Genomic DNA, 20064 nt, shown 5'->3' with positions numbered 1-20064 from the left:
TATTTACAAATGAATGACTTGAATGCTGTTCCTTCACTTGCGCAATCGAAGCGCCAGATCGACCGCTATAACCTGGACGTAGATGCACAAGCCGTACTTGTTGCGTCCAGGCTAATGGCGGCAGGGGCGAAGCTTGGACACGCTGCGGAGATCCATTTCTCCAGATTCGGTTTATCCACAGGGAGATATCGCTTATTGGCCGATTTGGAAGATCACGAAGGGGAACAACTACCATCACAGTTGGCGGAGCACTTAAGTGTTACTCGTGCTACGGTTACAGGGCTTATCGAGGTTCTGGAACGAGATGGACTCGTTTCACGGCGAGCCAGCTCAGTTGATGGACGACAAAAAGCGGTGATTCTGACCGAGAAGGGGGCAAAGAAGCTTCAAGAGATGGCTCACGAGCATTTTACCCGGTTAGAAGCGATGGTAAGCTTGCTAACTCTGGAAGAGCGCGGGGTCTTTCTCGATCTGTTAGGTCGCATTACACAAGGGATGTCAGCTCTAACAGACGAATAAGCGTCATGTGAGAGAATAAATACGATCGTGTGCATGAAGGTAGTTGGGGCTAGTTGGACTAGCCCATTTTAATCGCCATATAGTTAGGCGGCTAATTATATAAATGTAATTGCAGCCCTTTGATCATGAGAGGATGGAAGAACGACTATGAACAAGATGAAAAATGCTGAAAAGTTGGGTACTCGTAAATTTGTGCTTTGGCGTGAAGTGGTGATGGCTTATGTTTCTCCAGCCTTAATGGCAGGTATTGGAGGGCTGATTACTGGAGATAGGGGGCTTCAACTAGGGGCATTAACTACGATAGGAGGCACGTCAGCGTTAATAGCATTGATGCTTGGTCTTTGGCTCCGAACACGCGGAGGGTCTATGGATCAATCCTGGATGCTCAGAGTGCCTCACTTGCTCGTTGTTGTCATATTTGGATTGGGAGGGGGGATGTTAGGCCTGGTTGCAGCGTGGGCCATATCGGATTGCCTGAGCAGTATGATCTCAATCGGCCACATGGCCTGGGTTCAACGAATCCCGATTGATTTTCCGTTATCGGGAGTGATCGCAAGTGTAATCATAACGTGGCGATGGCGAAAAACTGTCAAATCGAATCGCCAAAACTAAGTATTCATACAAAGGAGAAGATGAAAATGATAGGAATTATTGGAGCAACAGGTACGATAGGAGAAGCCTTATTAAAGCGTTTGGTAGAGCTTGATGTGCCCGCCCGTGCGCTTAGCAGAGAACCAGAGAAGCTGCGGGCCCGACTAGGGGAGAAGGAGCGGTCTATGATTGAAGTAGCATCCGCTGATGCTGCCGAACCCGAATCGCTGCGACAATCCTTAAAGGGAGTCAGCCAGCTCTTCATGGCCATGTCCAACAGCCCTAAACAAATCGAGCTTGAGACTTCAATCATTCAAATTGCTGTCGAATGCGGTGTTGAGCATCTTGTCAAAATTTCAAGTCCTGCATTTGAGGAAAAAGCGCCAGTAGCTATAGCTGGTTGGCACCAAGAAATTGAGCGCATTTTATCAGATTCGGGTCTCCAGTACACGGTGCTGCGTCCCTATGCTTTTATGCAAAACCTTCTGCGTTTCGCCCCTACTATAGCTGCGCAAAATGTTTTTTTCGGCTCCATGGGGGATTCCTCCTGTAATTTCATTGACTGTCGCGATATCGCAGACGTTGCTGCAGAAGTTCTTACAAACCGAAAGTCATCTGGCCAAATCTACACGCTTACGGGCTCGGAGACCTTTAGCTATCCTCAGATTGCCAGCATGCTTACTGACTTGCTAGAACGGCCAATCCGATATATTAACATTCCTTCTCAGGAATTATATCGGAATTTAATAGAACAAGGTCAACTGCCACCTTGGATCGCAAACCACGTCATCGAAATCCAAGCTATGGCAACCGTTATTCCGGAAAGACCTACGGACACGATCAGGCATTTGCTTAATCGAGAGCCCCGTACGCTAGCAGCTTTTCTGCATGAGCATAAAGAAGCATTCCGGTAACGGCTCAGTGTAATCAGTGCCGGAAGGCCTTCCGGTCACCTATAAATTCAGTTAAAGGCCCATAAGCCCCAAAAACCACTGCCCGCCTCCTTTTTGGAGTGGTAGTGGTTTTTAATGTTATCTCTGGAAGCTTCTACTATGCACTCCGCCATTCTCTCAGCAGCAAATAGATCATATAAGGGCCACCTATCATAGCTGTGATCAGCCCACAGGGAATTTCCACCGGGGCAAGCACGGTCCGGCCTGCAAAATCCGCGGCAAGCACCAGAAGTCCGCCCAGCAGGGCTGCCGTCGGAATCAGGATGGCATGCTTGTTGCCGACGAGCGTACGGGCAAGATGTGGGGCGACCAGGCCAACAAAGCCGATTGTGCCCGCAGTTGCAACGGAGGACCCAGCGAGCGCTACGGCAATTCCGAGCAGCACGGATCGTCCGTAGTGCACCCGGTAGCCAAGCCCTGAGGCTGCCGCGTCGCCTAAGCCAAGCAGGTCGAGCTGCTTCGAGAATAACCAAGCGAGCGGCAGGAAAACAAGAACCCATGGCAGATAAGGCCAGAAGTGCTCCCAGCTTCGCCCATACAAGCTGCCGGTCATCCAGATGGAGGCTTGCTGAACCAGCCGGATATTGCCTGACAGCGTAGCCACCGTGATAAGTCCCTGGCAGATGGCTGCGATGCCGATGCCCACCAGTACCATCCGGATCGGCGAGAGACCTTGCTTCCAAGCTAGAATGTAGCAGAGGAGAGCGACCAGCAGTGCGCCCCCGAACGCCATCCATGGTAGCCAGTTCAGAGGGACGTCCAGCCAGACGATGGCCGCTACCGCAGCAAGCCCTGCTCCGGCGTTCAAGCCAATCACTCCTGGGGAGGCGAGAGGATTCAAGGTAACTCCTTGCAGCAGCGTGCCCGCTACGGCCAACGAAGCTCCTACTCCCAAACCGATCAATGTCCGGGGAAGACGAAGCGTATGTACGATAAAATCATGCTCTGGCAAGCCGAAACCTAACAAGGAGGCCAGAGTATCCCCTAAGGCGATGGGATATTCCCCTGTTCCGATCTGCAGCACCACCAGAAAACCAAGCAGCAAAAGAAGCGGAATATGAATCAGCGGCAATAGCTTGCTTGGTATCATCCGAGCTTCCACTCCTTCCTCCGTGCCAGGTAAATAAAGAACGGTGCCCCCATGAAGATCGTCATGATGCCAACTGGTACTTCACCCGGGTGAATAATCACCTTTGAGGTTACATCTGCGAGCAGGAGAAGCGCAGCCCCTAAGAGACTGGAGTGCAGCACAATCCACCGGTAATCAGGCCCGCTTAGACCTCTTACAATATGAGGCACTGCAAAGCCGAGGAAGGCTATAGGACCTGCAATAGTCACACAACTGGCAGACAAAAGAATGATAAGAACAAAAAGCAGTCGCTTTGTTGACTCCAATCTCATACCAATTCCAACTGCCATGTCCTCACCTAGCTGCAGCGCATTCATTCGCTTGCCCAGAAGTAAGGCTCCTATCATCCCAATGGCGATAAAGGGCATCCCCTGAAGCAGTTGAGGAAGGCCCTTGCCCGCTACCGAGCCGGCCAGCCAGAATCGCATCTCATCAATGGAGCGCTCGTTCAATAACAACACGCCCTGTGTTGTTGATCCAAGCATTAACGACACCGCTGTACCTGCCACAACCACCTTAAGTGGGGTGAGCCGTTTCCCGCCCACCGAGCTTAACAGGAGGATGAACCCAGCAGCTAAGGCTGCTCCCATGAAAGCAAAAGCATGGCTCACCCAAAGCGCAGAGCCAGGCAGCAGAAATAAGGATATAACGACAGCCAAGGCTGCTCCTTGATTAATGCCCAGCAGTTCCGGAGAAGCAAGCGGATTGCGGGTCAAGGCTTGCATGCACACGCCAGCAACAGCCATGCCTGCTCCAACGACAAGAGCAATGAGTGTGCGCGGAAGGCGTACAGATGAGATGATCAATTCATGATCAGAGGAGTGAGATCCGAATAAGGCTGACCACACGGTGTTTAAAGGAATCAGCAAGGATCCTGTTGAGAGGCTGGCTAGAAACAGAATGATTACAGTGAGGATACCCATAAGGAGTAGGGGGAATTGCTTTTTCATGATTCCTCCGAATAAGAAAGGATTGACATTACAGAGTTGGTAGATTTATACTTCTACTCAAATAAAGATAATGATAATCATTATCATTTATATTCAACAATACATATCTTACCAAATGGGAGAGTGGAGTGTCAATGAAGAATCCTTACAGTAAAAAGAGGCGATTAGGTACGGCTTTATTAACCGTCGTACTAATGGTCAGCGGTCTGTTATCAGCCTGTTCGACTACGGGAACTAAAGGGAGTTCCGGAGCTCAGCAAGCCACACAGCCGTCCGGGCAAGCCTCAGCAGCACCGCACAAGATTATTTTTAAACATGCTATGGAAGAGACAACGTTAGAGAGCACTCCTGCGCGGATCGTTGTCCTCGATAATGGGGCGCTGGATAATCTGCTGGCATTAGGGGTAAAGCCGGTTGGTGCGCCCACCGTTCAGCTTGAGCAGCCTTATCCTGACTACTTGAAGAATCAAACCGGAGGCATAACCAACATCGGTACGATTGATGAGCCGAATCTGGAGAGCATTGCGAAGCTGAATCCTGATCTCATTCTAGGCAGTAAGGATACTCATGAGAAAATTTACAATAAACTAAAGCAGCTCGCACCTACGGTGTACGTTGATACGATCGGCTACACATGGAAAGAGAACCTCAAACTGCAAGCTCAAGCTGTAGGGAAGGAAGCGGAAGCAGCCAAGCTCTTAGACAGTTATGAGAACAGGCTGAAGGACTTCCGATCTCAGATGGGGGATAGGATCAACACAACCAAGGTATCCATTCTCCGTCCAAGAGCAGATCATGTGCGCATTTATTTGAAAGAATCGTTCAGTGGAAGTATCGTCTCGGATGCAGGACTACAGCGTCCTGCTGCACAGCAGGGCACCGGATTGTCCACCAATGCTGGGGAGGAGCAGATAGCAGACATGGCGGGTGACGTAATTCTGTGGTTTAGCCGGGATAAGGAGCATTTGTTGAAAACCAAACTGGTGAACAATCCGTTATGGTTGAAATTGGATGCGGTGCAATCCAACCAGGTTCATGAGGTCTCCGCAGAAACTTGGCTGAGCGGTCTCGGCGTTCAGGCGGCAAATCTTGTTGTGGATGACTTGTTTAACGTGCTGCTGAAGTCGAAGTAAAGAAGCGGATTTAACAGAAGGGGGCTGACAGCTAAGGCTGCGGCCCTTTTTTTTCGGAGGTGTGGATTATGGATTATTGTCAGCGCATTACGATTGTTAGCCGAAACGGGTCTATCGAGGAACAGCGGCAAATGGCGGAGCTGCGACAGATCATCAAGGACAAACTGCAAACGGCAACTTGTGATACGGAGATACAGTGTTACTGGGAGCAGCGGCTGCAGGATACAGCTGAGGAGAATTACGTCCTGTCGGAGGTTACGCTGCCCTTAAGCGGGCGGCAAAGGCAGATTGCCGAGCTGTTGTGTGCTCACCATTCTATCAAGAAAATCGCAGCCCAGCTCCATATCTCTGAACATACTGTAAAAAAACATATACAGAATATGAAAAAAGAACTGCAGATCACGGGGAGCGGATTGGATTTTGTCTATGAGCTTCAGAAACGGTGGAAAGGAGGGAACTAATAACACATTTCTACTTCAATCGGAGTATAAAAATTATCTTTTTAGGTAATTTACATATTTTCCCTATCTCAGCTATGATATAACCGTTAGATGATAATGATTATCATTCTTATTACAAGAAGGAGGATCTCCGAATGGGAGTGACCGAATCAAATCTCTCCGGGCTTTGTGATGCTGACTTGATGAGGGACAAGCAGGGGCGTTCAAGCGATATACACGCATCGTTAGCAGATTGTATGGGTCAAACCCCGCTTGTGCGCTTAAGCAGAATGTTTCCAAATGAGCATCATCAGGTGTTCGGTAAGCTGGAATTCATGAATCCGGGTGGCAGCATGAAGGACCGGCCTGCCCGGTTCATTATTGAGCAGGCCTTCAGACAAGGCATCCTGCATGCCGACAGCCATATTATCGAAAGCACCTCCGGCAACTTGGGCATTGCGCTGGCGATGATGGGCTGTATTTACGGCTTGAAGGTTACCTGCGTGGTAGATCCAAATATAAGCCGTACGAACCTAAAAATCATACAGCTCATGGGGGCATCCGTTGAGATGGTTGAAGAGAAGGATGCGGCAGGGGGTTATCTGCTCACTAGAATAGAGCGGGTTCGCTCGCTCCTGCAAGAGATTCCCTACTCATACTGGATAAATCAATATGCGAACGAATGGAATTGGATGGCTCACTATCACGGGGCAGGTGATGAGATTGCGAAGGCAGTATCGAAGTTGGATGTGCTCGTAGCGGGAGTCAGCACCTCGGGAAGTATTATGGGAACAAGCCGTCGGCTTAGGGAAAAGTTTCCGAATCTTCTTGTTGTGGGCGTGGATGCGGTGGGTTCTGTCATATTCGAAGGGGGTCCCAAGGGGAAGCGTTCGCTGCCCGGAATTGGGGCAAGCCGGGTGCCAGAGCTGCTGAACCGCGAGGAAATTGATAGAGTGATTCATGTAAATGACTATGAATCGGCGAGAGCTTGCCGGGAACTGGTGCAGAAGGAAGGCATATTCGCTGGGGGCTCTTCCGGTTCGGTCGTAGCAGCCATTCAAAAGCTGCTGCCTGAGCTGGATGAACCGTCACATATTGTGACGCTGCTGCCGGACCGGGGAGACCGGTATATGGATTTGGTATATGACGATACATGGCTGAATGCAGTTAAGGAAAGGGTGGACAAGTATGTCAATAACTGAAACAGTGAAGAAGCTAAAGATAGGTACAATGCTTTATTTGAGCAGGCAGGATATTGCCGCCGCCGGAGGGGATCAGCCGGAGCTCTATGCGGATGTGATCGAAGAGGCGCTATCCCTTCACGCAGGGGGTAAGTACGTTCAACCTTTGAAGCCATATCTAAGGGTGCCGGGGGAGGACGGTAAGGAGGGCCATATTGCCGACCGGATTATTGCTATGCCGTCTTATATAGGCGGAGAGTTGAATGTATCGGGCTTGAAGTGGATCGGAAGCAAACACGATAATCCGGGTGCCAGGGGACTGGAGAGAGCGAGCGGAATCATCATATTGAACGATCCGGATACCAACTATCCGATCGCTCTGATGGAAGCAGCTCTCGTCAGCAGTATGCGGACGGCTGCCATCACCACCGTCGGGGTGAAGTATTTGGCCAAGAAAGGTTGGTCATCGTTAGCGGTCATTGGCTGTGGACTTATCGCTGGACGACAACTTCAATCGGTATGCAAGCTGTTTCCACAGGTGAAAGATGTTCACCTGTTCGATATTCACACGGCATCGGCACATCGGATGGTAAGTCTTCTTGTAGATCAGTTTCCGGGTGTAAATTGGCATGTGGAGCCATCCGCAGACGCAGCGGTGCGATGTGGAGATGTGGTCATCCCCTGCACGGTAACAGACCAGCCGTATATCAAGTTCGAATGGCTGCGCCCGGGAGCTTTTGTCAGCAATATTTCGATTATGGATCTGCACAAGGAAGTATTTCTCCAAGCAGACAAGGTTGTAGTCGATGACTGGGAGCAGTCCAACCGGGAAAAGAAAATTATACATCAGCTCGTTCAGCAGGGACAATTCTCGCGGGATCAACTTCATGCCGAGCTCGGCCAAATTGTTCGCGGGGACCGCGTGGGTCGAGAGCGGGACGATGAGATCATTGTGCTTAATCCAATGGGAATGGCACTGGAGGATATCGCTTGCGCTTACCGGATTTACGAGAGAGCCCAGGAGAAGGGCATCGGCTTAACACTTCCGCTGTATGAATAGATGTGCTTGGCAGCATTGGTGTACTGTCAGCAGTAAGTGCTTCGGCAGGGCTGTTGATGACCAAGGTGGTTCCTGTTAGCCGGGTCACTCCTGCTGTGGCTGCCCGCGAAGAAGCTATCACGCAGATGAAAGGATGCGAATTATGCAGGATAACAATACAGCCCTTCAGTACGCAGAGCAAGCTGCCAGCACGCGGCTGCTCAACTGCTATTTAAGGGAGACTGAGACTCGACGTGAAATGAAGAATCCGTATGAACTGCATTTGGTTCGATCGGGCCGCTCCTTTCGTTTGAATTTAAGCTGCGTATCCTTAACTGGTCACCATCGTTATGTGTTTCCAATATGGGGAAAAGGCGCAGGGGAAGAAGTTTTTCATGAACTGGAATTCAGCGAGCTGCTCGACTACATCCTAGAAGAGTTAACGTTAGCCTCCAAAGAACCCATCAGCAGTGCAAAAGAGATAAAACTTACATTGCAGGAGAAAGTTTTAAACAGTGTGCGGAAAACCGCACTTTATGTTCTGAATAAGGACAAGAGAGCTGCAAACGAACTTGATTATGGCTACGTGCGATCCGAACAGAGCTTATACTTCGGCCACCCGTTTCATCCTACACCCAAGAGCTCTGAGGGCTTCTCTCCAGATGATGTGGAACGGTATGCCCCAGAGCGGGGCACCGCCTTCCGGCTGGAATACTGGCTCGTTCATCCGGAGCTGTTCCATGAGGATTGGTTGTCCGAGTCCACCTTTAAAATGACGTGGCTTGCTAAAGAGAAGGCTCTTGTTGCTGCGGCAGCTATGGAGCATGAGAAGGAATACCGGCTGCTTCCGTGCCATCCGTGGCAGGCGGCTTATCTTAAGCAATCTCCTGCCGTGCAAGCGCTCGGCGAAGCAGGTAAGCTGCGATGGGTCGGCAGTTTGGAGAGTGAGCCCGTGTACCCGACGGCGTCTGTTCGGACAGTTTGGTCACCGGATCAGGGGCTCTTCTTGAAGCTGCCGCTGCATGTGCATATTACGAATTTTGTCCGTACCAATTCGCCGGAGCAGTGCCGCAGATCTCTGGATGCGGCTCGTGTTTGGAAAGTCATCAAAGCTTCGTTTCAATGCGAAGGCTTTGGGATTCTACAGGAGTTCGGAAGCTTGTCTATTCGGGGTGCGGAGCTAGTTGGGGAGACCGCGGTGCTGCTCCGTGAGAGTGCCGCTGGGCTGATATCGCCACAGGAGCAGTGGCACGTGGCCGCGACCATGCTTGAGGATGAGCTGGAGCAGCCGGTCTGGCTGCCGCCCACTGGGAAAAAGGCGAAGATATGGGTCGAAAGGTATACATCCATCTATTTATTCCCGGTGCTAAGGCTGTTTGCCGAAGAGGGCTACAGCTTGGAAGCTCATGTGCAGAATACGCTGATCTGTCTGGAGGACGGCTTGCCCGTGCACTGTCTGACACGTGACCTGGAGGGAGTAAGTATCTCCAGCAAGGTGGCGGAGGCGAAGGGGTGGGTCGATACCGTTATTCCAGCAAACAGTCCAGTTCTGTACAACGAGGAGGAGGCATGGTTGCGGCTTCTGTATTATAACCTTACGAATCATATGAGTCATATGCTTGCTGCGGTCTCTCGCAGCTCGGGTGTGGATGAGGCGGTGCTTTGGGACATTACCTTCCGCGTACTCTCAGACTATGCCGAACGGGGCAGCGACAGTGTGCGGTATTGGGTGAAAAGGTTAGCCGCAGCACCTACGCTGCCAGCTAAGGCGAACCTGGTTAGTTGGTTTGCGTTCAAGGGAGATTCACCAGAATATGTCGATCTTCCGAATCCATTCTATCAAGCTGCGGTGGTAGAGTCATTTGCCGCAGGGGGAGAGAGGTGACCATCACATGGAGACAAATGGCACAAATTTAACAGCTGCCAGACGACGGGTTATAAGGCAGCTTATAGAGTCGATGCTGCATGAGGGCATTTTGAAGCAGGAACAGATAAACAGGATTCATGAGGGAACTGTTTCGGTTCCTGGCACGGAACGTCTATGGAGCTTGCTCGGAACAAGTAGGGATGGAAAAGTTGTAGAGTATCGGTTCCAAGCCTATGCGGCATACGGTTTCAACCGAATCCGGATCATAACGCCGGTTATGAGAGTCGGGGAGAAGAGTGGGGATATGGAGGGCCGCGAGGCCGTGTCCATACCATTGCTGCTAAGTGAGCTGCTGCCTGAGGAATTGCTCGTCTCCGAGGGCGAGAGGCTGGCCCATTTTATCAAAGAGCTGGAACATACAGTCCGGAATGATTCATTCCACCCGCTGCAGGAGACGAAGAGCGAGCACAGCTATACGCTAACTGAGCTGGAGGCCCTCACAAGCACTGGACACCCGTATCATCCAAGCTACAAATCCCGAATTGGCTTTAATTTGCAGGACCACAAAGCCTATGCCCCCGAGTTTGCTCCAATCATCCGTTTGGAATGGATAGCTGTCCATCGGTCGTATGCTGAAGCGCATACATTAAGCACTATAAACTATGACGAACTGGTTGAGGATCAGCTGGGGCCTGAATGCATGAGCAAGCTGTCAGAGCAACTGCGGGCAGCGGGCGGGGATACAGAAAGCTATTTGCTTATTCCCGTGCATCCTTGGCAGTGGAAGAACGTCCTCTCTTATGCTACCATCTCACTGCAGGAGCAAGGTATTCTAGTGTGGTTAGGTCCTGGTTCTGAGAGCTACCAGCCATTGCAATCCATTCGCACTTTGGCGAATGTGTCGGCTCCAGAGAAGCCGAATGTGAAGCTTTCGATTCAGATTATGAATACATCCGCTCTAAGAATCATCGGTCCGCACCATGTTCGCAACGCATCAGCCATCTCAGAGTGGCTGCATCAGATTTGGAGTGAGGATAAGTATCTTCGGGAACAGTGCAGGGTGATCATACTACGCGAAATCGGCGGTTCAACCCTGGTTTATGAAGCTCTGCCCCTTCCACTGGAACGGCTGCTGAATGGATCGATGAGTGCGGTATTCCGGGAGAGCATAGAGAGGCTGATAGGCCCGGGAGAAGAAGCTGTGCCCTATACTTTGGTTACCCACCGGGATACTGTTAATGGTAAGTCAGTGATCCAGCCATGGATCGAGCAGTACGGCCTCGAGACTTGGACACGGAGGCTGCTCGAGGTGACGCTTCAGCCGCTGCTTCATCTGCTGTTCTGCTATGGGATCGGTCTTGAAGCACATGGGCAGAACATGGTGCTGTTGCATAAGAAAGGCTGGCCCGAGCGCATTGCCCTAAGAGACTTGCCGGGCGGTACCTGTGCGGTTAAGTCAGGGGAGCTTTTTCCGGCCCGGCCGGAGGTGCCGGATCTGGCCTGCAGGCAAGGAGATCCACAGCATCCGATCCTCGAGGAGGAACTAGAGGAAGTCCGAAACTACTGGATGGATGGGCTGCTTCATATTCAGCTCTACGAGGTGGGCATATTTCTATGGGAACATTTCAGGCTGCCTGAGGAGCATTTTTGGGCATATGCTGCACAAGAGGTTCAGAAATATCAGCAGCGATTCCCCGAGCAGGAGCAGATATACGACCTTTTTCATCTGGAAGCGGAGACGGTCACCGTGGGCCGGTTGACTGCCAGGAAAATATGGGGGGATGAGTCAGATCGGGAGCACCAAGTCCCGAATCCGTTAAGCCCATGGCTGAGACAGGATAATAGAGTACAGGAGGGTGAGCATGCGTATGGAAGCTTGGGCTCAGGCCGCTAAGGAATGGGCTGGAGCGAGGCGCAGACTTAGGAGGACTTCTGCTGAAACTTCGGAGCCAGTGTGTGCCTTCGTCTATGATCTGCAAGGGTTGAAGAAGCACGTATCGGATACGGTAGGCAGGCTGCCAGCTTATTGTCGCATGTATTATGCGATGAAAGCGAACAGTGATGCCCGGTTGCTAACGGTTATTCGGCCTGGGGTACATGGCTTCGAGGCAGCTTCCATTGGAGAGGTTCGCAAGGCGCGGGAGGTGGATCCGGATGTGCCTGTTATTTTTGGCGGACCGGGAAAAACAGACGAGGAGCTCCAGCAAGCGCTTCGGCTTGGGGTTGAACGCATCCATGTGGAGAGCTTGCATGAGCTGCGGCGGCTCTGTTACTTCGCGGATACACTGGGTTTGGATATAACAATCCTGCTAAGAATCAACCTTCCTATTGAGCTGCCCCAGGCTACTCTGCAGATGGGAGGCCGCGCTACTCAATTCGGCATGCAGGAGAGTGAGCTGCACGAGGCGGCAGCAATTCTTGCTGGGCAAAATCGTGTGCGGATGGCCGGATTTCACTTGCACAACATCTCCAATCAGCTTGATGCAGAGGCGCATCTGAAGCTGATGGAGCAGTATATCACCTGGTCCAGGCACCAGAGGGAACTGTTTGGTCTCAGCAAGATCATCGTCAACGCAGGCGGTGGAATTGGCGTCAACTACAGGCAGTTGGACCGCCAGTTTGATTGGTACAGGTTTACGGAAGGATTGCAACGGCTTGGCAGGGAGCATGCAGAAGGGGTACAGCTTGATTTCGAATGCGGGCGATATTTGACTGCTTTCTGCGGCGTATACGTGACAGAGGTGTTGGATATTAAGCGAAATTATAACAAGGCCTTTGCCATTCTTCGTGGAGGCACACAGCACTTCCGGCTGCCGGTATCCTGGAAGCATAACCATCCATTCGAGGTGGTTCCTGTGGAATCGTGGCCGTTTCCTTTCCCCCGGCCGGGAATCGAGCATGAAAAGGTCACTCTGGTGGGACAGCTCTGTACACCTAAAGATGTATTTGCTACAGACGAACCTGTCCGCAGGCTTCAATGCGGTGATCTGGTGCTGTTCGTGCTGGCCGGTGCTTACGGCTGGACCATCTCACATCATGACTTCCTTAGCCATCCTCATCCTGACATGGTGTACTATTAGATGCATAGAGCCGCTAGAGGTTTCTTATCTGGCGGTTCTTGCTGTCCCTTGGAAGAAACTTGGAGAGGCGGTTGGATTCTGTTCAATGTAATGAAATAGGGAACAGAATAAGAGAGAACCACCGCAGGATGAAAAATCCAGCGCGGTGGTTCTTTTTTTCTCACAACTCCTATGCCATCATTATGGAGGGGGCGATGAAGAATGTTCCAGGATTTCAAAATGGTCGGTGACCGTCCTGCCGCCATACAAGTGAAAGAATATGTCAAACGACTAATTATAAAAGGTGCACTGCAAGCAGATCAGAAGCTGCCCTCCACACGGGAGATGAGCGGTCTTCTAAAAGTAAGCCGAAATACAGTTATAGCAGCTTACGAAGGTCTGGAGGATGACGGATTTACATATGCGGTTCCTGGTAAGGGCAGCTATGTAACGGCTGCGGTCGGCCAATTGGCCGCAGATCAAGCAGGTGCAGATGGCTCCGAAGCCTGGCAGATCGACTGGAAGGCCAGAATGAACGATTATGCCGTATCGGCTGTGGACATGGATTTGATGAAGCAGGGCATTCGCGCTAAGAAAGGAACGATTTCATTTACAAGCATCGCTCCGGATGAGCATTTGTTTGACTTGGGAGATGTAAAGCGGGCGTTCCTGGATCGGATGGCCATTGAAGGACAGGTGCTGCTTAACTACGGCTATGCCAAGGGCTACAAGCCGTTGATCGAATACCTGATGCGTTATATGGAGAATAAGGGTGTCGACATCAACGGCAAGGATATGCTCATTACAAGTGGATTTACAGAGGGCTTTGACATTGTGCTGTCAGCCCTTCGTCCTTCCACGCGCCGCGGTGCGGCAATTTGTGAGAATCCCACCCATCACACAGCAATCAAAAATTTAAAGCTGCAAGGTTTTGAAATTACCGGCATTCCAATGCAGCGCGATGGCATTGATGTGGAGCAGCTTGAGGTGGTATTGCAGAAGCAGCCAGACCATTTTGATCTGGCCTATTTAACGCCATCCTATCACAATCCTACCGGCATCGTGATGTCGCCGGCTAAGCGCAGTGCCATTATACAATTAATGATGCGTTATCAGATTCCGGTGATTGAGGATGGATTCAATGAGGAGCTGCGCTACTCCGGGGCGCACGTTGCTCCATTAATAGCGGCAGCAGGACAAGGGAACGGAGTAATTTATATCGGCAGTCTCTCTAAAGTTCTGTTCCCTGGCCTGCGTGTGGGCTGGGTGCTAGCAGACCGGTCGCTTATAGACAATCTGGAGAGCATTAAGCGTGCACGCACGATTCATACATCAACCTTTGACCAATCGATATTGTATCAGTATCTGCTTAACGGAAATTTCGATAAATATGTCAAAAAAGCACGTTTGGAATATAAGCGCAAATATGAACTGACAAAGGGATGCTGCGAAGATTACCTTCCAGAGGCTGAACTGTCCGGCGATGGGGGGTTGCACTTGTTTCTTACCCTGCCGTCTCAAATTAATGCACGTCAGCTGCTGGAAGCCTGCACCGAACAGGGGGTTATTTTTACTCCGGGAGACAAGTTTTTTATTCAAGAAGGGGAAGGGACGAATACAATGCGGCTTGGGTTCTCACGGGTAGCGGATGAGGATATCAAACGGGGTATCCAGGTCATTGGCGAACAACTCCGCAGCCTCCCTAAGATATAGTCAATGTTCCCTAACCGCTAATGTTGATTTATTAAGAATAAGAGGTGTCATTATGAAAATTGGGGTTATTATGGGTGGTATTTCTTCTGAGCGTGAGATCTCCTTGCAGACTGGTTGTGAGATGATCCGCCATCTTGACCGCGGTCGCTATGAACCGGTTCCGATTGTCATCGATCAGCGGGCGGATTTAATCACACAGGTGCGCCAGGCAGGTATCGATCTTGCACTCTTAGCGCTGCATGGTCAATATGGCGAGGATGGCACAGTGCAGGGAGCACTCGAAACCCTTGGCATTCCTTATACAGGCAGCGGGGTCCTGGCAAGCAGCCTCTGCATGAATAAGCAGCTGTCCAAGATGATCTTAAAGGCAGCGGGTGTGCATACACCCGAAGGTCTTTGCTGGCAGGGAATGAATGATTACAATCCGAAGGTGGTGCAGCAGCTTGGTTATCCGGTTATTGTGAAGCCGAATACAGGGGGATCAAGCATTGGTATCCAGCTTGTGCATCACGAGAAGGAGCTGCTGCCAGCTGTCCAAGGCGCTTTCAGTCTGGATCGGGCCATCTTGATTGAGCCCTATCTCAATGGGGTGGAGCTTACCTGCTCGATTGTGGACGGTGAACTACTACCTATTATGGGCATCCAATCTTCCCACTCAGAGTGGTTCGATTACCGGTCGAAATATGAGGCCGGTGGTGCTGAAGAGATCGTGATTCAGCTTCCTTCTGATGCCGAAGAGCGGGTGCGCGAGGCGGCGCTTGCCAGCTATCGGCTGCTGCAGTGCAAGGTCTATGCAAGGGTTGATATGATGCTGTATCAGGATATACCTTATGTGCTGGAAGTCAACACCCTGCCGGGAATGACCGTGAACAGCCTGCTTCCGAAGAGTGCAGCAGCAGCGGGAATGACCTTTACCCAGCTGCTTGACCGTATTATTGACTGCTCGCTCCACGAGAGGAAGCAGGAATGGAGGCTGGAGCAGCATGTATAGTGATGAGAATACAGGGCGCTTTTTGTCGTCGTGTGTACGAGATATCCGGCCATCGGGAATTCGTGCTTTTTTTGATCTGAATGCCGCAGGTGAAGATATTATTACCCTTGGAGTCGGAGAACCGGATTTCGTTACCCCGGCGAGGGTCCGTGAAGCTTGCATTCAGGCATTGCGTGACGGGCAGACCAAATATACTTCAAATGCCGGCTTAATGGAGCTGCGGGAAGAGCTTTCGGCCTATCTCGCGAGCTGCTTCTCACTCTCCTACGACCCTGCGCAGGAAATCATGGTGACTGTGGGAAGCAGTGAAGCCGTGGACCTGGCGCTGCGTGCCGTAATCAATGCGGGTGACGAGGTGCTGATTCCGGCGCCAAGCTATATTGCTTACGAACCGATCACCCATTTGCATGGCGGCAGAATTGTCGAGGTAAAGACAAAGGCAGAAGAACAGTTTAAGCTGACCCCACAAAATTTAGAGGCGGTGATTACCCCTCGTTCAAAAGTTTTGATGCTCAATTATCCGTGTAATCCGACCGGAGCAATTATGACGGAAGAGGATTGGCTTCCGATCACTCAGCTCATCTTAAAGCATGATTTGGTTGTCATATCGGATGAGGTGTACGCCGAGCTGACTTATGGCAGAAAGCATGTCAGCATTGCCTCCCTGCCGGGTATGAAGGAGCGCACGATTGTCATCAGCGGTTTTTCTAAAGCTTTTGCGATGACAGGCTGGCGGGTAGGTTATGCCTGTGGCCCAAGTGACTTGATTGCCGGCATGTTGAAAATACATCAGTACACGGTGATGTGCGCGCCAACCCTTGCCCAGATCGCAGCGCTCGAATCGCTGCGTCATGGTTTGGCTGTGAAGGATGAGATGATGGCAAGCTACAATGAGCGCCGCAAGCTGTTTGCAGCTGGTTTGAGTTCAATCGGGCTGATCTGTCATGAACCTGAGGGGACATTCTATGCCTTTCCTTCCATTGCATCTACCGGTTTGTCATCTGAACAGTTCGCTCTTCAGCTGTTGACAGAAGCGAAGGTGGCAGTCGTGCCGGGACATGTATTCGGTTCGGGTGGAGAGGGCTTTATACGCTGCTCCTATGCAACCTCTCCTGCGGATTTGGAGAAGGCGCTGGATCGGATGGAACGTTTTATGAAGGTGGCCAAATAGATTTTAGCTCAAGACAGGAAATGAAAATGAATAGATTTTTTTTGAAAACCGTGTTTAGCACGGTTTTTTACTTTTTGGCTTGTGATGATTGGATTAAATAAGCTAAATGTAAGATTACAAGTTATTCCATTAGAACGAGTGTTAAAATTGTAGAGATTAAAGCTAGAATAACAAATTAATTAAATCTCATGGAGGATAAATTGTAATGATAGGCTCCAATTTTAACGTAGATAATATTCCAGCAATTTTGTGGGGGGACAAGTCGGATAAGTTATTTGTAGCGATTCATGGCAACATGTCAAATAAGGCAGATGACTCGATTGTTATGTTTGCAGAAGAAGCAACCGCGGCGGGTTATCAAGTGCTTAGTTTTGATTTACCTGAGCACGGTGACCGTAAGGGTGACAATTATCTGTGCAAGGTTCAAAACTGTGTCCGAGACCTTAATACAATGATGACCTATGCAAAATCGTTATCTAACAATATAAGTGTTTTTGCTTGTAGCATGGGAGCATATTTTAGCCTATTAGAATATAGCAAGGAGCCGTTGAAGCAGTGTTTGTTTCTCTCACCTGTGGTAAATATGGAGCGTATTATAGATAATATGATGACATGGTTTAACATAAGTGAGACTCGATTAAAGATAGAGAAAGAAATTTCTACACCTATTGGAGAAACTCTCTATTGGGATTATTATTGTTATGTAAAAGAACACCCTATCGTTGCTTGGAATCACCCAACATCAATTCTCTATGGTTCAGCAGACAACTTATGTGAAGCTGACGTTGTATATAAATTTAGTGAACGTTTTAACTGTGATTTGCAAGTAATGGAGAATGGAGAACACTATTTCCATACGGAAGAACAACTGCAGTATTTCAGACAATGGCTGAAAAAACATATACTTTGAATGGTTCCGGAGTGACACGTTCCCAAGGAAAAGAGGAACTGAAAGAGTTCGGAAAGGTATCCGATTTAGTGGTGAGCTTGTTGAGCATCTCCTTCGTTCTGTGGGGAGCTACCTTCAAACCTCGGGTGAAAAAGGGATCAGCGATTATATCGTGTGGAAGTAAGAAACAGGTGACGCTTTCCTGTTCCTTCTTCACAATCCTAAAGGTGAGGAGGCTTTGGACTTTGCCGGACCAGTCCTCGTACCGTTATCTACGGTGCAACGTGATTCTCTAGCTAGTCCAATTTCTTACACATGTTGTACCAAATCTCTCCACCATGCTCCGAACCAGAGATGCCGTAATTGAGGTAACCATGGCTTTCATAAAAGCCGATTAGGTTCTCTTTACAGGTAAGAGTAATCGTTTCACGATGGTTCTTACTCGATTCCCTTTCCAAATGCATCAGCAGCTTGGATGCCAAACCACGCTTTTGAAAATGTGGATGCACCGCTAATCCTAAAATGCTCTGATGCCCGCCGGATGGCGGGTTTTTCTTTATGTTATTGAAAAGGTCATCAGTTATGAATGCTGTTTCGATGACCGGACCATTGATTAACCCTGCGATTTTGCTATCTTCTTCAATAACATAAAAAGTATCAGGGATAAGACGAATCCGCTGTTCAAAAGCTCCCCGTGTAGCAGCCTCTTCTTTTGAGAAACAAAGCTGTTCTATGACTGCAAGTTGGGGCAAATCCTCGATCCTTGCATTTCGTATTTTTAACATAAAATAAGAACCATCTTTCTTTTTTATTAAAATATAACAAACTTTAAGCCCCCAGACTCGGCTTCTTTGTTTTAATGATACATACTTTTTTCCTATAGTGCGGACAAAATTTAGTGATTTATGAAACCCCATGGGCACTTAGTGGACGAACAGTGTAGCGCCTCTGTTTTTGGCTGTGGGTTGTACAAGCCCCAAAAAGCGATCTTGACAAGATTGAATAATAATGGTTATTATGGACTCATGATATCCATATATTGATTTTATGGTTTTATGTTCTCCTAGTCAGGTAGCTGGAGTGAATTGTAGTCACAAGAGACCGTAATTAAGGAGGGGTTAGGAAAATGTATAATTTGGAAATTTCTGGAGGTCATGAAGAAATCATTGATGTGGCAGTGATAGGCGCAGGCGCTGCAGGATTAAGCGCAGCATTATTTCTCACTCGTGCCTGCCGCCGAACCGTCATATATGACGGAGGCCCAACTCGAATTTCGACAATCGGTAAGATTCATGAATTCCTAGGACATGAGGGAATTACACCAGCAGAATTTCAAGCTCGTGGGCGCTCTGAGGTCGATAGCTACGGTGGTGAATTTCGCAGCGAGGCTGTATTGAAGATTGAACCAAGATCCGATGGGCTCTTTGATGTCTTGGGCAGCCAGACCCAAATAACAGCTCGAGCAATAGTGCTGGCGACAGGCTTAGTCGACGTGCTCCCTCCTGTGTCAGGTCTGAGAGAGGGGTTGGGCAGAGATGTTCATCTGTGCCCATGCTTCAGCGGTTATGAAGTTCGTGACAAAGCTTTTGTAGCCTTTGGACTACCGGAGCGTCTAGCTCAGTTTGGCAAATTCCTTACAGCGTGGTCGTCTTCTGTAACTGTTGTAACCCCGTACGAATTCGATCCAGAGACTCGCAAGCGACTTCGCGCGTTTGGTGTGATTACGGTTCAAGATGAGGTGGCGTCCCTGAAACGGGAAGCGGACCAACTTGTCTCTGTCCTCACAGCAAGTGGTATGGAACTGCCATGTGAAGCGGCTTTTGTCGCCGCTCCCTTCAAGGCTGCGTCGGATCTCGCAGCATCCCTCTGTGAAGTGGATGAGGCTGGTTTTGCGATTACCGATGCTAATGGTAGTACGAGCCGGCCTGGAGTATGGGCAATTGGAAATGCCACAGATAAGCTCAGTCATCTTGCTCATTCAGTAGCCGCGGGTGCTAATGTTGGACCTTGGATCGTTGACTATTTGCTTGAATCGTCCTTATCTTCGAAATAAATGGATTGGATTCAGCCAATTGTGGCGCGAACAATGGAGCGATAGGGATTGAGTCAACTATCAATAAGATGGATGGAAATATAAACGGAATAAAGACTTGTACTATCATATGTAAAAGGAGCAAGGCTGCTCATTGCTAGAGGCCTTGCTCTTCTTATTTATATATCGCCAGATGATAAATTGGCACTTTATAACTGATCCTATTATAGTTCGGGTTATCAGAATTTTTAATATAGTTACAAGGGTACCCTAACAATCCCAATAACAATAAACGACTTTGTTATTATAGTTATCTGCTTTGTTAGCTTATTGATTGCTATGAGAGGCTAAATTTGCAATAATAAGAGCAGTAATTATAGAGTGGATCGAAAATAAAAGAATAGGTG

Annotated in this window: 18 protein-coding genes; 15 read left to right on the top strand and 3 right to left on the bottom strand. The window is 49.5% G+C overall.

What is annotated here, in order from left to right:
* The first annotated feature begins 9 nt into the window (after positions 1-9).
* The 3 genes from BN6628_RS13365 to BN6628_RS13355 all read left to right on the top strand — a co-directional run bounded on the left by BN6628_RS13365 (position 10) and on the right by BN6628_RS13355 (position 2024).
* Positions 10-519 carry a MarR family winged helix-turn-helix transcriptional regulator gene (locus tag BN6628_RS13365; RefSeq protein ID WP_235847641.1) on the top strand — a complete coding sequence of 170 codons (510 nt, stop codon included), beginning with the start codon at positions 10-12 and terminating at the stop codon, positions 517-519.
* 147 nt (positions 520-666) lie between these two features.
* On the top strand, positions 667-1131 hold the full coding sequence (locus BN6628_RS13360) for a hypothetical protein (protein WP_068618177.1): 465 nt from the start codon (positions 667-669) through the stop codon (positions 1129-1131).
* Positions 1132-1157: 26 nt separating this feature from the next.
* Positions 1158-2024, top strand: coding sequence for an SDR family oxidoreductase (locus BN6628_RS13355; RefSeq protein WP_068618175.1), 867 nt, complete (start codon positions 1158-1160; stop codon positions 2022-2024).
* Between the two features lie 136 nt (positions 2025-2160).
* Here BN6628_RS13355 and BN6628_RS13350 read toward each other — a convergent pair whose 3' ends face one another.
* Positions 2161-3153 (bottom strand): FecCD family ABC transporter permease, encoded by a 993-nt coding sequence (locus BN6628_RS13350; RefSeq protein WP_068618172.1) that lies wholly within the window; start codon positions 3151-3153, stop codon positions 2161-2163.
* Complete coding sequence (locus BN6628_RS13345) at positions 3150-4142, bottom strand: FecCD family ABC transporter permease (protein ID WP_068618169.1); 993 nt, start codon at positions 4140-4142, stop codon at positions 3150-3152. The genes BN6628_RS13350 and BN6628_RS13345 overlap by 4 nt, the downstream gene beginning before the upstream one ends.
* Before the next feature lie 134 nt (positions 4143-4276).
* Here BN6628_RS13345 and BN6628_RS13340 point away from each other — a divergent pair, with 134 nt between their 5' ends.
* The 11 genes from BN6628_RS13340 to BN6628_RS13290 all read left to right on the top strand — a co-directional run bounded on the left by BN6628_RS13340 (position 4277) and on the right by BN6628_RS13290 (position 17646).
* On the top strand, positions 4277-5275 hold the full coding sequence (locus tag BN6628_RS13340; RefSeq protein ID WP_068618167.1) for an ABC transporter substrate-binding protein: 999 nt from the start codon (positions 4277-4279) through the stop codon (positions 5273-5275).
* A 68-nt stretch (positions 5276-5343) separates the two neighbouring features.
* Positions 5344-5736, top strand: coding sequence for a LuxR C-terminal-related transcriptional regulator (locus tag BN6628_RS13335; RefSeq protein WP_068618165.1), 393 nt, complete (start codon positions 5344-5346; stop codon positions 5734-5736).
* Positions 5737-5918: 182 nt separating this feature from the next.
* Positions 5919-6917 (top strand): 2,3-diaminopropionate biosynthesis protein SbnA, encoded by a 999-nt coding sequence (gene sbnA / locus BN6628_RS13330; protein WP_068622282.1) that lies wholly within the window; start codon positions 5919-5921, stop codon positions 6915-6917.
* Between the two features lie 28 nt (positions 6918-6945).
* On the top strand, positions 6946-7956 hold the full coding sequence (gene sbnB / locus BN6628_RS13325; protein WP_068622280.1) for a 2,3-diaminopropionate biosynthesis protein SbnB: 1011 nt from the start codon (positions 6946-6948) through the stop codon (positions 7954-7956).
* 142 nt (positions 7957-8098) lie between these two features.
* Positions 8099-9820, top strand: a complete 1722-nt coding sequence (locus tag BN6628_RS13320; RefSeq protein WP_068618163.1) for an IucA/IucC family protein — start codon at positions 8099-8101, stop codon at positions 9818-9820.
* A 7-nt stretch (positions 9821-9827) separates the two neighbouring features.
* Positions 9828-11696 (top strand): IucA/IucC family protein, encoded by a 1869-nt coding sequence (locus BN6628_RS13315; RefSeq protein WP_068618161.1) that lies wholly within the window; start codon positions 9828-9830, stop codon positions 11694-11696.
* Complete coding sequence (locus BN6628_RS13310) at positions 11665-12882, top strand: type III PLP-dependent enzyme (protein WP_235847640.1); 1218 nt, start codon at positions 11665-11667, stop codon at positions 12880-12882. The genes BN6628_RS13315 and BN6628_RS13310 overlap by 32 nt, the downstream gene beginning before the upstream one ends.
* Positions 12883-13083: 201 nt before the next feature.
* On the top strand, positions 13084-14574 hold the full coding sequence (locus BN6628_RS13305) for an aminotransferase-like domain-containing protein (RefSeq protein ID WP_068618159.1): 1491 nt from the start codon (positions 13084-13086) through the stop codon (positions 14572-14574).
* Positions 14575-14626: 52 nt separating this feature from the next.
* A complete protein-coding gene (locus BN6628_RS13300; RefSeq protein ID WP_068618158.1) occupies positions 14627-15565 on the top strand; it encodes a D-alanine--D-alanine ligase in 939 nt (312 codons plus the stop codon).
* A complete protein-coding gene (locus tag BN6628_RS13295; protein ID WP_068618156.1) occupies positions 15558-16736 on the top strand; it encodes an aminotransferase class I/II-fold pyridoxal phosphate-dependent enzyme in 1179 nt (392 codons plus the stop codon). Before BN6628_RS13300 ends, BN6628_RS13295 begins: the two co-directional genes overlap by 8 nt.
* Before the next feature lie 205 nt (positions 16737-16941).
* Positions 16942-17646 carry an alpha/beta hydrolase gene (locus BN6628_RS13290; protein WP_068618154.1) on the top strand — a complete coding sequence of 235 codons (705 nt, stop codon included), beginning with the start codon at positions 16942-16944 and terminating at the stop codon, positions 17644-17646.
* Between the two features lie 275 nt (positions 17647-17921).
* Here BN6628_RS13290 and BN6628_RS13285 read toward each other — a convergent pair whose 3' ends face one another.
* Positions 17922-18410: a GNAT family N-acetyltransferase gene (locus tag BN6628_RS13285; RefSeq protein ID WP_068622276.1), complete on the bottom strand. Its 489-nt coding sequence runs from the start codon at positions 18408-18410 to the stop codon at positions 17922-17924.
* 341 nt (positions 18411-18751) lie between these two features.
* On the opposite strand from BN6628_RS13285, the gene BN6628_RS13280 reads away from it, so the two are divergent.
* Positions 18752-19678: an NAD(P)/FAD-dependent oxidoreductase gene (locus BN6628_RS13280; protein WP_068618152.1), complete on the top strand. Its 927-nt coding sequence runs from the start codon at positions 18752-18754 to the stop codon at positions 19676-19678.
* Positions 19679-20064 lie beyond the last annotated feature (386 nt).

It is taken from the genome of Paenibacillus tuaregi, from assembly GCF_900086655.1.
In the GTDB taxonomy this organism is placed as follows: Bacteria; Bacillota; Bacilli; order Paenibacillales; family Paenibacillaceae; genus Fontibacillus; species Fontibacillus tuaregi.
This window is presented reverse-complemented; position numbering and strand designations above follow the sequence as displayed.

Bases quoted from the DNA above. Each gene is read 5' to 3' on its own strand.
- BN6628_RS13365 (WP_235847641.1), top strand. From the start codon at position 10: ATGAATGACTTGAATGCTGTTCCTTCACTTGCGCAATCGAAGCGCCAG.
- BN6628_RS13360 (WP_068618177.1), top strand. From the start codon at position 667: ATGAACAAGATGAAAAATGCTGAAAAGTTGGGTACTCGTAAATTTGTG.
- BN6628_RS13355 (WP_068618175.1), top strand. From the start codon at position 1,158: ATGATAGGAATTATTGGAGCAACAGGTACGATAGGAGAAGCCTTATTA.
- BN6628_RS13350 (WP_068618172.1), bottom strand. From the start codon at position 3,153: ATGATACCAAGCAAGCTATTGCCGCTGATTCATATTCCGCTTCTTTTG.
- BN6628_RS13345 (WP_068618169.1), bottom strand. From the start codon at position 4,142: ATGAAAAAGCAATTCCCCCTACTCCTTATGGGTATCCTCACTGTAATC.
- BN6628_RS13340 (WP_068618167.1), top strand. From the start codon at position 4,277: ATGAAGAATCCTTACAGTAAAAAGAGGCGATTAGGTACGGCTTTATTA.
- BN6628_RS13335 (WP_068618165.1), top strand. From the start codon at position 5,344: ATGGATTATTGTCAGCGCATTACGATTGTTAGCCGAAACGGGTCTATC.
- sbnA (WP_068622282.1), top strand. From the start codon at position 5,919: ATGAGGGACAAGCAGGGGCGTTCAAGCGATATACACGCATCGTTAGCA.
- sbnB (WP_068622280.1), top strand. From the start codon at position 6,946: ATGCTTTATTTGAGCAGGCAGGATATTGCCGCCGCCGGAGGGGATCAG.
- BN6628_RS13320 (WP_068618163.1), top strand. From the start codon at position 8,099: ATGCAGGATAACAATACAGCCCTTCAGTACGCAGAGCAAGCTGCCAGC.
- BN6628_RS13315 (WP_068618161.1), top strand. From the start codon at position 9,828: ATGGAGACAAATGGCACAAATTTAACAGCTGCCAGACGACGGGTTATA.
- BN6628_RS13310 (WP_235847640.1), top strand. From the start codon at position 11,665: ATGCGTATGGAAGCTTGGGCTCAGGCCGCTAAGGAATGGGCTGGAGCG.
- BN6628_RS13305 (WP_068618159.1), top strand. From the start codon at position 13,084: ATGTTCCAGGATTTCAAAATGGTCGGTGACCGTCCTGCCGCCATACAA.
- BN6628_RS13300 (WP_068618158.1), top strand. From the start codon at position 14,627: ATGAAAATTGGGGTTATTATGGGTGGTATTTCTTCTGAGCGTGAGATC.
- BN6628_RS13295 (WP_068618156.1), top strand. From the start codon at position 15,558: ATGTATAGTGATGAGAATACAGGGCGCTTTTTGTCGTCGTGTGTACGA.
- BN6628_RS13290 (WP_068618154.1), top strand. From the start codon at position 16,942: ATGATAGGCTCCAATTTTAACGTAGATAATATTCCAGCAATTTTGTGG.
- BN6628_RS13285 (WP_068622276.1), bottom strand. From the start codon at position 18,410: ATGTTAAAAATACGAAATGCAAGGATCGAGGATTTGCCCCAACTTGCA.
- BN6628_RS13280 (WP_068618152.1), top strand. From the start codon at position 18,752: ATGTATAATTTGGAAATTTCTGGAGGTCATGAAGAAATCATTGATGTG.